The following is a 12,987-nucleotide window of genomic DNA, read 5'->3' on the forward strand; positions in this document are numbered from 1 at the left end:
GAGTGACATCCTCCCGCCTTACGGCATTGGATGGCACCCTGCTTTTTTATTCCCATAATAGGACTTCCCCCAAAGCCAGAGATTCAGGAACCTTTATAATTCTCTGATTGGAAGATCCTTTAAACCGAAGTTTTAAATCCTTTTTTTCTTCTACAAATTTACCATCTACCAAAACATCCAGGCAGGCTAATATCCGGCGGGTCTGCGGAACGCTTTCAATCATATCTCCCAGGATATCTTTTTCAAAATCATATCCTGTATAACACCAGATGGTTTTATCAGGAAAACGGCGCCGGACGTCTTCCACCAGATGGAGGATTCCTTTCTGGTTTTCCGGATGCATGGGTTCCCCTCCAAGAAGGGTAAGCCCTGCAATATAGCTGTGTCCGAGGTATCCGGTTATCAGCTCCTCCGTATTCTTTGTGAACTCTTCTCCATAGTGAAAATCCCAGGCTTCTGCGTTAAAGCAGCCCTTACAGCAATGGGTGCAGCCGCTGACAAACAGGGATACCCTCACACCGGGTCCGTTGGCAACATCGGTGGGTTTTATTGTCGCATAATACATGGCTGCCTCCTAAAGATGCAGTACTCTGGATTTAATTTCTTTTGTCTTACCTGTATTCCAGAAATTTTCTCCTAAATAACCGCAGGTTCTTCTGGTTACATTCATACGGTTTTTATCTTTATTATGGCACTGTGGACATTCCCATTCCATATTGTCATTGATTATAATCTCACCGTCAAATCCGCATACCTGGCAGTAGTCGGACTTTGTATTAAATTCTGCATACTGAATATTGTCATAGATATATTTAACTACGTCTTCCATTGCCTGTAAATTATGCTTCATATTGGGAACTTCCACATAGGAAATGGCTCCTCCGGAAGAAATCTTCTGGAACTGGCTTTCAAAGTTAAATTTGGTAAAGGCATCAATATGCTCTCTGACGTCCACATGATAGGAATTGGTATAATACCCCTTATCCGTTACATCAGGAATGCTGCCAAAACGCTCTCTGTCAATCTTTGCAAAACGGTAGCAAAGAGATTCTGCCGGAGTCCCGTACAGTCCAAAGCCAAGACCTGTCTCTTCCTTCCACTTGTCTACCACCTGCCTCATGTGGTTCATAACACGAAGGGCAAATTCCTCTCCTTCAGGAGTGGTATGGCTGACTCCTTTCATGAGCCTGGTGGTTTCATACAAACCGATATATCCCAGTGAAATTGTGGAATATCCGCCATGAAGCAGAGCATCGATGGGCTCTCCCTTTTTCAGCCTTGCAATGGCTCCGTACTGCCAGTGAATCGGGCTTACGTCAGACAGGGTTCCTTCCAGTGATTTATGCCTGCACATCAGAGCTTCAAAACAAAGATCTAACCGTTCGTCCAGAAGGCTCCAGAACGTGTCTTCATCGCCCTTTGCTATGATTCCAATCTGAGGAAGGTTTAAGCTTACGACTCCCTGATTAAATCTTCCCTCGAACTTATAGTCCCCGTTCTCATCCTTCCAGGTCGAAAGAAAGCTGCGGCAGCCCATACAGCTGAATACATTGCCCTCATAATTTTCCCGCATCTTTTTTGCTGAAATATAATCCGGATACATGCGCTTGGATGAGCACTTAACTGCAAGTTTTGTTATATAATCATATTTTCCGCCCTTTAAGCAGTTATTCTCATCAAGAACATAGATCAGCTTTGGAAATGCAGGCGTTACATAGACACCGGATTCGTTCTTAATGCCTTCCAGTCTCTGACGGAGAACCTCTTCCACAATCATGGCATTTTCTTCAATATATTCATCCTGATCGTCCAGGCATAAAAACAGCGTAACAAAGGGTGCCTGGCCATTGGTCGTCATCAGCGTATTGATCTGATACTGAATGGTCTGGACACCAGACTTCAATTCATCCCTTAAACGGATGGAAGCCATCTTTTCTACCATCTCTTCTGATATTGTATCGCCGAACTCATCTTTGATCTGCTTATGAAATTTATTGCTGCTTTTTCTTAAATATTTTCCAAGATGACGGATGTCTACAGACTGGCCTCCGTACTGATTGCTGGCAACCGCCGCAATTATCTGGGTCATAACTGTACAGGCTACCTGAAAGCTCCTGGGGCTTTCAATCATCTTCTCATTCATCACGGTGCCATGATCCAGCATGTCACCGATGTTGATCAGACAGCAGTTAAAAATCGGCTGCACGAAATAATCCGCATCATGAAAATGGATGGCTCCCTGTTCATGGGCAAGAGATATCCTCTCCGGCAGAAGCATTCTCTTAGTTAAGTCCCTGGAAACCTCTCCCGCAATATAATCTCTCTGCGTGGATGCAAGAATGGTATTCTTATTGGAGTTTTCCTCTGCCAGTTCTTTATTCTCATTCTTAATCAGCTTTAAAATGGATTCATCCGTTGTATTGGCTTTGCGAAGCAGAGCTCTCTGGTAACGGTAAATGATATATTTTTTGGATAATGTATATTTGTTGTTATTTACAAGACCGCTTTCGATCATGTCCTGAATGGTTTCCACATTCATCACATCTTCTGAACGGCTCTCCACATGATCTAAAATGGCATCTATCATGTCCTCACCAGCCTGCTCAGCAAGATCCACCTCAGCATTCGCCTTGCGAATCGCCTTGACGATTTTATCTCTGTCATACTCCACAATTCTGCCGTCGCGCTTTTGTACTTTTATCATTTCTGTCACCCTAACCTATTCAATATTTTGTATATTAATTTAAATCTTCACTACATATAGTGCTTTTTAATTATACACTACCCAGCAAAAATGTAAAGGAGATTTTTGGAATTTTATCGGATAAAGTTAGTCCAGACTTTCTCTTCTTTCTTGGGAAGGCCGATTCCTGCTGCCTTTCCGGCCTCAATACATTTTAAAAGCCATGCCATATTTTTACCAAGAGTCCTCATTGTGTAAAGTCCTTCCAGATCCTGTTCCACCTCCTGCGGAGTTCTTCCGTGTACCATATTCCAATAGGAGGAGGAAACAAGGGGCATCTGGGCAATGGTAAAATACTTATTTAAGGCATCAAGGGTGGCGGTAGTACCCGCTCTCCGTGCAGATGCTATGGCAGCTCCCGGCTTATGGGCAAAATTACTCCCCCCTGCATAAAAAAGACGGTCAAGGAACGAAAACAGGGCTCCATTGGCGGACGCATAATAAACCGGAGAACCTACAATAAGACCATCTGCCTGTTTCATCTTTTCAATAAACTCATTTACCGGATCATCCTCAAATACACAGGCTCCCTTTTTCATGCATGTTCCGCATGCAATGCATCCATGAATGGCTCTATTTCCCAAATAAACCAGTTCTGTATCAATTCCCTCTGCTTTTAATGACCCTGCCACTTCAAGAAGGGCCCTGTTGGTGCAGCCCTCTTTATGAGGACTTCCGTTTAACATCAATACTTTCATGACACTCCCTATCCTTTCTTTAATCCAGAAGCCCCAGCAAATCTTCCTTCGTCAGATTGCTTAAGGAAACAGTACCCTCTGTTATAATCTGCTCTGCCAGATCCTTTTTTGATTCCTGAAGCTTCAAAATATTTTCTTCAATGGTTCCCTTGGTGATTAACTTAAATACAGTTACCTGTTTGTCCTGTCCGATTCTGTGAGCGCGGTCTGTGGCCTGATTCTGGGCTGCAACATTCCACCACGGGTCAAAATGAATTACCATATCTGCTGCGGTTAAGTTGAGACCGGTTCCCCCGGCTTTCAGAGATATAAGAAACAGGGGTATCTCATCTTTTTTAAAAGAATTAACCATATGAAGCCTCTCTTCCTTAGGCGTACCCCCGGTCAGCATATAGTAGGAAATCCCTTCCCCATTCAGCCTGTTCCCGATAATCTCCAGCATGGAGGTGAACTGGGAAAACAACAGGATCTTATGTCCTCCCTCCACACCATTTTTAATTAAATCAACGCAGGTCTCAAGTTTTGCAGAATCTCCCCTGTAATTATCGTAGCATAAATGGGGGTCACAGCAGATCTGGCGCAGCCTTGTAAGCTCTGCCAGTATCTGGATACTGTCTCTTCCGGTTCTGTTCTCTCCGCTTTCCAGTTCTGTCTTTAAGCGGTACGCATTAGCCGTATATAAATCCTTTTGCTCTTTGTCAAACGCGGAGTATACAACTGTTTCCAGTTTATCCGGCAGTTCCTTTAATACGTCTTTTTTCAGTCTTCTTAAAATAAACGGGCCGATCAGGCGGTGAAGGCTCTCTAACACCCATTGCTCCTGATTCTTAACAATGGGCATCTCATATTCTTTTTTAAACTTCTGATAATGAAAAAGAAAACCAGGCATCAGAAAATCAAAAATACTCCACAGCTCTGAAAGGCGGTTTTCTATGGGGGTACCTGTCAATGCAAACCTGCAGACAGCATCAACCGATTTAACGGCTTTGGCACTCTGCGTGGATGCATTCTTGATATACTGGGCTTCATCGATGATCTGAAAACGGAATGTTCTGCCTTCATAAAGGTCTGCATCTCTTTTCAGCAGATCGTAGGAAGTGACGACAACACTCCCTTTCTCCAGATTCTTTAACTGTTCTTCTCTCTCTGCCGCCGAACCTGTGACTGTTTTCACATGTAAAGCCGGTGCAAACAGATGAATCTCATTCTCCCAGTTATAGACAAGAGAAGCCGGGCAGACCACAAGAAAGCTGGCATCCGGATTATTCTGGGCTTCATCAAGAATTAAGGCGATGACCTGAATGGTCTTGCCAAGCCCCATATCATCCGCAAGAATTCCGCCGAATCCATATTTATCAAGAGTCTTAAGCCAGCGGTATCCAGTCTTCTGGTATCCTCTGAGTACAGATTTTAAAGGCTGGGGTATCTCGAAATCGCTGTCCTCTATGGATTTCATACCGCGTACAACCGCTTTGTACAACTGATCCCTGTATAATGTTATGCCGCTTTCTTCTTTAAAAAGACCATCGAGATAAAGAGCTCTGTATTTTGGCAGACGGAAATTTTTGTTCTCCATCTCATCCGGATTCATCCCAAGCCCCTCAACCAGCTTTGCGATGGTAATCAGACCATTATCCTCAAGATTTACAAATTCCCCGCTTCTTAACCGGTAATACTTCTTTTTTCTGCTGTATTCGGATAAAAGCCTGGCCAAATCCTGACCGGTTAATTCTCCTGCATCCACATTGAGCTCAAGCCAGTTTCCCGTACTTTTTACACCGACAGAAATTTTAGGAGGGGGAAGCACCTTCAGTTTTTTAAATGACTCGGAAAAATAGACCTCTCCCACAGCCATAAATTCTCTTACCCCTTCTGTCAAAAGACGGTATACGGCTTCCTCGTCATCCTTAATTGCCGGATAATCGGATTCATATTCCCTGTATTTAAAATATCTGGTGATCAGCTGGCTGATACGGAATTCCCCCGGAACATCCCTGCATACGGTTCGGGGCAGCTTTTCATCCTCAACCGGCTGAAAGGAATAGCTTCCGTAAGAAAGAGTAGGCCGCAGGACCAGCTTATTGAAACCATCGGAATCGAAATCAAACCTGGCTTTTAATTCTTCCGGTTTAAAAGACTCCAGATTAAGACTGCCTGAATCAATGGTACAGTAAGCGGCAATGCGTTTTAATACGCGTTCATAAAAAAGGGGCATATCCTTGTTATTGATTACCGTCTGATAATCCGCACCATAACCGCTCATCATGTGGCTTAAAAAAACTCCAAGCGTCTCGCTGCAGGGCTGGTCACAGCAATAAAGGCGCTTTAAATCACCAAGATAAAGATGGGTCTCACCCTTCAGCACCAAAAGGTTTTTATCGATGGATACACGGACTCCGTCTCTTCCTTCACGGGCCGCCGCTACAGACAGATCCGGATTGCGCCAGGAGATCTCCAGATGTCTTTTCTCTCCTCTGTGATCCTCAAACTCCAGAGTCTTCCCTTTCATAATCTGAAAGAACCTGTCTCTGGCTGTTTTGCTCAGATTTAAATACCGCATCACCGGACGTGCAGAAAAGGAACTTTTCTGCATCTGTTCATACTGCTCACAGTAGGAATTGATAACCTCCAGCATAAAATCCAAAAGCGGCCGGCTTTCCTTCACAAAAACAGACCGGTTATGGTAAAAAGCCAGATTTTTCCCATATTCCACATAGGTTCCATGATCCATGGCATCTGCAAAGGCGGCTAAATCCTTAACAAGGTAAAGGCGGTCTCTGCCCAGCTTTACTTCCAGCATCACCTCTCTGCGGTTTACCAGCACCGATACCGAAAGATAAATCTGTTCTTCCTGGCCTTCACTCATAATTCTGGCAACTTCCCCGTTGGTATACTCCCGGATCATGGCTCTCGCCTGGGCAGAAGTAGTAACCGTTTTTCCCTGATTTCCTGCTTCCTGTTCCTCATAAGCCTTAAAAAGAGCCTTACAATGAGGGCACATCCCACGGTAGGAATTTCCCTGGGCACAGGAACAAGAGTAGTCAAAAACCTGACTACCCTTGAGATGAAGACTTGCTCTATATTCTTTTCCCTGATCTTCCACCAATGCCTTAACTCCTGTTTCGCCCTTCCAAAAAGCATTGGCAGTTATCTGTGATACTTTCATAACCCCTCACATCCGTTCACTTTACATTCGTTCCGGTGCCTCTATGCCTAATACTCCGATGCAGCCGTTCAGTACATCCTTTGCCAGGCGGAGGAGTCCGATCCATGAGGCCTGCTGTTCTTTGTTTTCTTCTGAAATGATCTTTGTCTCATGATAGAAGCGGTTAAATGCATTAGCTAATTCGTAAACATACTGGCATATCTTATGAGGAGCCAGCTCCAGGAAAGCACTCTCTGCCACTTCATTGTACTTAGACAGCTGGAGCATTAAATCCTTTTCCGCATCTGAGGAAGGAGTAAGAATGGTTTCCGCTCCCTGGTACTTATCCTCCAGAGTCTGATATTTCGCCAGAATGGACTTAATACGCACAATGGTATAAAGGATGTAGGGACCTGTGTTTCCTTCGAAGGACACGAACCGGTCCATATCAAAAATATAATCTTTCGCTGCCTGATTGGAGAGGTCGCCATATTTTAAAGCAGCCATTCCAACAATTTTAGAAGTTTCTCTGGCTTCGTCTTCCGAAACGGAACGATTCTCCATAATCTTTTCATAGGCGGCCTGGCTGATGTCAGAAATAAGGGTTTCCAGACGCAGCACTCCGCCGTCTCTTGTTTTAAACGGCTTTCCGTCTTTCCCGTTCATGGTTCCGAAGGCAAGATGGGACATTTTTTTATCAGCGCTTACAAAACCGGCTTTTTTCGCCACACGGAACACCTGTACAAAATGGAGCTCCTGGCGTTTGTCTGTTACATAAATATACCAGTCCGGCCTGATATCTTTCTCTCTTTCAATGATGGTTCCTAAATCAGAGGTGGAATAAAGAGCTGCTCCGTCAGATTTTCTTATTATACATGGAGGCAGTTCTTTGGAATCTCCTTCTGAAGCGATATCCACCACTAAGGCTCCCTGACTCTCATAGGCAAGTCCCTTTTCTGTCAGTTCTTTTATCACTTCCGGGATATAAGGTTCTGCATCACTTTCACCCTTCCACAATTCAAAAGTGACGTTAAGACTGCCGTAATTCATCTTCAAATCAGCAACGGAAACGTGAATAATGTGCTCCCAGATCGCGCGGTAAGGGCGATATCCGTTCTGCAGTTTTAAGGTTGCATCATGAGCTCTTTTGCTGAATGATTCATCCTCTTTGGACTTTAAACTGGCTGCAGGATAAATCTCCTCTAATTCTCCGATTGTAAAAGGGGCTTCTTTTGGATATTCTCCTTCAAATGACTCATCAAAATAAGGAAGATCCGGCTTTCTGTCTTTTAATTCTTCTATAATCAGACCCATCTGAAGACCCCAGTCTCCCAGATGTACATCACCGATCATATTATGTCCAAGGAAACGTCCCATACGCTTTAAGCTCTCTCCGATGACTGCAGAGCGGAGGTGTCCCACATGAAGAGGTTTCGCTACATTGGCACCGCCGTAATCCACAACGATGGTCATGGGCTCTTTCGCCATGTCACAGCCGCACCGGTCGTCTCCTGCCATTCCATTCATATATTCTGCCAGATAACCGGCATCAATTTTTAAATTAATAAATCCAGGCATCACAACATCCACAGAAGCGAAAACGTGACTTCCGGCAAGTTTTGACACCACTTCCGATGCGATATCAAACGGTTTCTTTTTATAAGCTTTGGCTGCCGCCATGGCTCCGTTGCACTGGTACTCGCAAAGATCCGGACGGTTGGATAAAGTCACCTTTGCATAAATTTCATCGTATCCGCTGTCTGCAAAAGCTGTCTTCATCTCTGCCGTAATCAAATCAAGAATCTTCTTCATCGGTTTTATGATCTCCTTTTTCTATTCCAGAAATTTCTAAGCTAAATAACAATTATATTACAACTGCCATAAAAAATCAAATCATTTAAGGCAGAAAGAAAAAAAGACCGGATCTCCCGGCCCTTTTTAACTGATTAAACTCTGGACAGGTATTCACCTGTACGTGTATCAATCTTAATCTTATCACCCTGTTCAACAAATAAAGGTACATAAACCACTGCGCCGGTTTCCACGGTAGCCGGTTTGGTTGCTCCCTGAGCAGTATCACCCTTGAATCCTGGTTCTGTATCAGTAATAACCAGTTCCACAAATAACGGAGGCTCTATAGAATATACCTTACCATTGTAAGAGCATACCTTTACTGTATCATTCTCTTTCACAAACTTTAATGCATCTCCAATGACATCATTGCTTAATGCAACCTGCTCATAACTGCTGGTATCCATAAAGTTATGAAGATCTCCATCGGCATACAGATACTGCATGTCTACTCTGTCGATTCTTGCCTGGGGAAACTTCTCTGTCGGGCGGAATGTGCGCTCTACAACGCCGCCGTTTACCACATCTTTAATCTTAGTTCTTACGAAAGCAGCACCTTTACCAGGTTTCACGTGCTGAAACTCCATAATCTGATATACAGTACCATCGATCTCCAATGTGATACCGTTTCTAAAATCACCCGCTGATATCATAAATGATATTCCTCCTTGAATTCTCTTCTTAACCTTTTATATTCTATACTAAAATAAATTCATTTTCAACCGTTTTTTGCAAATATCTCCTTTTTTCTTGTAACAGCTCAATCATAAATGATTAAAAAAGAGATCTGCTTGTCCAGGAAAACAATCCTCTCCCCTGATATTATAACCGAATAGATCATATATACCCGCCGCCGGTCAGCGGCACTTTCCATGTCTGATTTTTTTGTTCTTGTGGTAATAATGCAGAACAACAGACTCCAGGGCCCGTTTCATTCTGATCTGAATTTCCTCTTTGGGATGAATCCGTTTGACAAAAATGCTGTGGATTCCTGCTCTCTTTGCACCGAGCACGTCAGTAAAAAGCTGGTCACCTACAAAAATCGTATTAGATGAATCGGTTCCCATAAGCTTCATAGCCTGCTGATACCCTCTGATTCCGGGTTTTCTTCCTTTATAAATGTACTTAAGGCTCCCTGCATCCTGGGCAAATGCTGAAACTCTCGGCTCCTTGTTATTGGACAAAAGACAGGTTTCCATCCCAAGTTTATGAAGGGCGGAAAACAGTTTTTTTGCCCGGTTATCTGCCGGTGCCCCATGAGGTACAAGTGTATTGTCAATATCAAAAATTACACCCCTGATTCCTTTTTTATAAAATTCCTCAAAAGGTATTTCGTACGTGGAATTTACGTCTTCATCTGGATAAAATTTCTGAAACATAGCTCTCCTACTTCTTTAATAATTTTCCTATCTCTTCCATAAAGGTATTTACATCCTTGAATTCCCTGTATACGGAAGCGAACCGCACATATGCCACCTCATCCACTTCCTGAAGTTTTTTCATAACAAGCTCACCGATGACGGTGCTCTCCACTTCTTTCTCCTCCCGGTTAAAAACCTGGGTTTCAATCTCATCTACCATAGCGGCGATCTGCTGGGAAGAAACCGGCCTTTTGTGGCAGGAGTGAAGAATTCCTGATTCAATCTTGGAGCGGTCATAAACCTCTCTGGAATTATCTTTTTTTATAACCATAAGCGGCATGGTTTCCAGCTTTTCATAAGTGGTAAACCGCTTCCCGCACTTTTCACATTGTCTGCGGCGTCTGATGGAACTGTTGTCGTCTGCCGGTCTGGAATCAATGACCTTTGTATCTGCCTCGTTGCAAAATGGACATTTCACGCCTGGGATCCTCCTGTCTTTGGGACTGTAACTTTTATTATGTATATCATAACTTACAATCCATAGATGCGCAAGCCCATCTTCCATTAAATACCGCATTTTTCCGTCGCTTTTTCCAAATCCACGTTAACCAGAATAATATCAGGACCTACCTGTCTGATATCACAGAACGGAATGATATATTCTTTTTCCCGCACCAGAAAGCCGCAAAAGCATCCGGGACCTGGCACAATGATAGCCAGCAGACAGCCTGTTTCCATATCAAAATCCACATCTCCTACAAAACCAAGACGCCTGCAGTCACAGATATTAATCACTTCTTTTTGTTTCAGATCGCAAATGCGCATAAGACACACCTCCTATAGTGTATTCTATGCGCATGCAAACACGGTGACACGGTTTCAAATTAAAATTCCTGTTTCTGTAACGCTTCATAAGAAGAATCATAAAGATAGCCTTCAGGGTGTAACACTTTCTTTGGTTTCAGTTCTTTATAGTATTCTGTTAATGTGGCATACATATACGGTATAATCCAAAGATATCCGATTCCAAAAGATAAATACCCAAGAATTATCATTCCCATAAAACTTAAATTAATGTAAAAAAGACTTCCCTTGTTCCCTTTCATCAGCTCTGCACTCTCTCTGATGCACTGGAAAACACCTTTATCCGGTTCCTCTACAAATATAAATATGGCCTGGGACACATATAAGGATGTAATCATAATACCGGCCAGAAGAAGCAGATAGGTAATGATCAGCAGAACTACCATAACGGGAATAAAATTCGTAATAGCAGCCACTGCCAGTACTACATAATATGGAATTGCCCAGACAATCATAAGCAGAAATATAATAAAATTCAGGCCAATAAACTTATGCGGTTTATTTTTAAATCCAAATAGCAGATCTGCAATCTTCGCCGGCTCCTTGTCACTGATGTTTAAAAACATCTTTATCATGCCCGGTGTAAATAAGGATATCAGAACAAGCATAAGTACCACTGCAATTCCCACGACTGTTATGATGATGATATATTCTGTCATATTGCCGCCTGATCCGGGCTTACCGCCAGTACTCAGTATCACCCCTATTAAGGTTGCAAAAAATACCATTATCATAATAATTGACATTACTGCGCCTACAATTAACTGAACACCTACGCAGATTCCATAGTTGCCCTTCAATTTTTGCTTTGCGCGCTTTTTCAGCTCTTTTGATGTTACCTTCAATAAAATACACCTCCTGCAGTTAATTTATCCGGCAATCCAAATGCCACAAATAGGATAAACACAATCACTGTAAGTACCAGGGCAATTATTGAAGTAATTAAACCCGCTATCGCATTCCCTTCGAAATGATCCTCTGTTTTGGAAAGCAGGGCGAACACAATACCCAAACTGCCAAAAATAAGGCCACCGTAACAGCTGCAGAAGGTTACAATGCCGATGATTCCCATAATAAGAGAGGCAAGTGCCATATTATTCTGCTTTTTCTGCTGAGGCTGCTGGTATACCGTGTTGTAACTACTGTTATTCTGTTCACCGCCGGAATTTTCTAAAACAGGCTGTATCTCATTCTTCTGCGTAACAGAAGGATCATCTAAATTCATCTGATTATCCTGATCCATGAATTATCATCTCCTTTAAGTCATAATAAAGGCATTATACATTATTTTCCATTATATGTAAAATGAAGTTTTTCTTTCAATTTCATTTGAATTTTAACCAAAAAAAATGCAGCAGGTTTATTCATCCCCGCTGCATAATAATTCTTACCACTATTCACTGATTAAAATGAAGGAACAACCGCTCCGTCATAGGTATCTTCAATAAACTTTTTAACGGTATCACTGGTTAAAGCTTCTACAAGAGCTTTTGTCTTATCGTTTGCTTCATCTCCCTTGCGGACTGCAATAATATTGCTGTAACGGGTCGCTGCTGCAGAGGATGCATCTTCAACGGCAAGTGCATCTGAAACCTTTAAACCTGCATCAATGGCATAGTTTCCGTTGATAACCGCTACATCCACATCACCGAGAGAACGGGGAAGCTGGGCTGCCTCTACCTCAACAATTTTAAAGTTCTTGTCATTTTTTACAATATCATTCTTGGTTGCTTCCAGACCAACGCCTTCTTTCAGCTGTATAAGACCTTTGTCAGCCAGAAGATTTAACGCTCTTGCTTCATTGGATACATCATTAGGTACCGCGATCTGTGCGCCTTCTGCAAGATCGTTAAGAGATTTGCTCTTTCCTGCATAGATTCCGTATGGCTCATAATGTATGGATCCGGCACTGACTAAATCGGTTCCTTTTTCTGCATTGAACTGATCTAAATAAGGCTGATGCTGGAAGTAGTTTGCGTCTAAATCGCCGGAGTCAAGTGCTACGTTTGGCTGTACATAATCGGTATATTCCTTTACAACCAGCTCATATCCCTTTTCCTTTAAGATATCTTTTGCAGCATTTAAAATCTCTGCATGTGGAGCGGGTGTGGCTCCTACTACGATTTTCTCCAGCTTGCCTGAAGCCTCTGTCTTGCTTTCTGCTTCTGCCTTTGTCTCAGCAGCCGTAGTTTCTGTTTTTGAATCTGCTGCAGCCGTGGTAGCCGGTGCTTCTTTGCTTCCTGCGCAGCCGGTCAGTGCTCCTGCCAAAAGCAGGGTTGCGGTTAAAGCATAAAAAGATTTTTTCATAATGATTTCCTCCTGAAA

The 12,987-nt window shown here is 42.9% G+C and carries 12 protein-coding genes; all 12 read right to left on the minus strand.

From position 1 onward, the window contains the following. Nucleotides 1-46 precede the first annotated feature (46 nt). On the minus strand, nucleotides 47-565 hold the full coding sequence (nrdG, locus tag DS742_RS16690; RefSeq protein WP_117418119.1) for an anaerobic ribonucleoside-triphosphate reductase activating protein: 519 nt from the start codon (nucleotides 563-565) through the stop codon (nucleotides 47-49). 9 nt (nucleotides 566-574) lie between these two features. After that, entirely contained in the window at nucleotides 575-2,704 is a 2,130-nt protein-coding gene (gene nrdD, locus DS742_RS16695; protein WP_117418120.1) for an anaerobic ribonucleoside-triphosphate reductase, read from the minus strand. A 113-nt stretch (nucleotides 2,705-2,817) separates the two neighbouring features. Continuing rightward, nucleotides 2,818-3,441, minus strand: a complete 624-nt coding sequence (locus tag DS742_RS16700; RefSeq protein WP_117418121.1) for a flavodoxin family protein — start codon at nucleotides 3,439-3,441, stop codon at nucleotides 2,818-2,820. A 19-nt stretch (nucleotides 3,442-3,460) separates the two neighbouring features. After that, nucleotides 3,461-6,607, minus strand: coding sequence for a DEAD/DEAH box helicase (locus tag DS742_RS16705; RefSeq protein ID WP_117418122.1), 3,147 nt, complete (start codon nucleotides 6,605-6,607; stop codon nucleotides 3,461-3,463). Nucleotides 6,608-6,628: 21 nt separating this feature from the next. Then, nucleotides 6,629-8,398, minus strand: coding sequence for an arginine--tRNA ligase (gene argS, locus DS742_RS16710; RefSeq protein WP_117418123.1), 1,770 nt, complete (start codon nucleotides 8,396-8,398; stop codon nucleotides 6,629-6,631). A 134-nt stretch (nucleotides 8,399-8,532) separates the two neighbouring features. Beyond that, nucleotides 8,533-9,090 (minus strand): elongation factor P, encoded by a 558-nt coding sequence (gene efp / locus DS742_RS16715; protein WP_117418124.1) that lies wholly within the window; start codon nucleotides 9,088-9,090, stop codon nucleotides 8,533-8,535. A gap of 204 nt (nucleotides 9,091-9,294) precedes the next feature. Then, nucleotides 9,295-9,816 carry a YqeG family HAD IIIA-type phosphatase gene (locus DS742_RS16720; protein WP_117418125.1) on the minus strand — a complete coding sequence of 174 codons (522 nt, stop codon included), beginning with the start codon at nucleotides 9,814-9,816 and terminating at the stop codon, nucleotides 9,295-9,297. 7 nt (nucleotides 9,817-9,823) lie between these two features. After that, the gene (gene nrdR, locus DS742_RS16725) at nucleotides 9,824-10,276 is read right to left on the minus strand and encodes a transcriptional regulator NrdR (RefSeq protein ID WP_104439371.1); all 453 of its coding nucleotides are present in this window, start codon (nucleotides 10,274-10,276) and stop codon (nucleotides 9,824-9,826) included. 86 nt (nucleotides 10,277-10,362) lie between these two features. Next, on the minus strand, nucleotides 10,363-10,623 hold the full coding sequence (locus tag DS742_RS16730; protein ID WP_117418126.1) for a PRC-barrel domain-containing protein: 261 nt from the start codon (nucleotides 10,621-10,623) through the stop codon (nucleotides 10,363-10,365). Nucleotides 10,624-10,682: 59 nt separating this feature from the next. After that, on the minus strand, nucleotides 10,683-11,507 hold the full coding sequence (locus DS742_RS16735) for a DUF975 family protein (RefSeq protein ID WP_170313495.1): 825 nt from the start codon (nucleotides 11,505-11,507) through the stop codon (nucleotides 10,683-10,685). Continuing rightward, a complete protein-coding gene (locus DS742_RS29250; protein ID WP_205692770.1) occupies nucleotides 11,504-11,905 on the minus strand; it encodes a DUF4190 domain-containing protein in 402 nt (133 codons plus the stop codon). Before DS742_RS29250 ends, DS742_RS16735 begins: the two co-directional genes overlap by 4 nt. A 161-nt stretch (nucleotides 11,906-12,066) precedes the next feature. After that, on the minus strand, nucleotides 12,067-12,969 hold the full coding sequence (locus DS742_RS16745; protein ID WP_117418128.1) for a MetQ/NlpA family ABC transporter substrate-binding protein: 903 nt from the start codon (nucleotides 12,967-12,969) through the stop codon (nucleotides 12,067-12,069). Nucleotides 12,970-12,987: the final 18 nt, after the last annotated feature.

This window comes from Lacrimispora amygdalina (assembly GCF_003432035.1).
GTDB lineage: Bacteria > Bacillota > Clostridia > Lachnospirales > Lachnospiraceae > Lacrimispora > Lacrimispora amygdalina.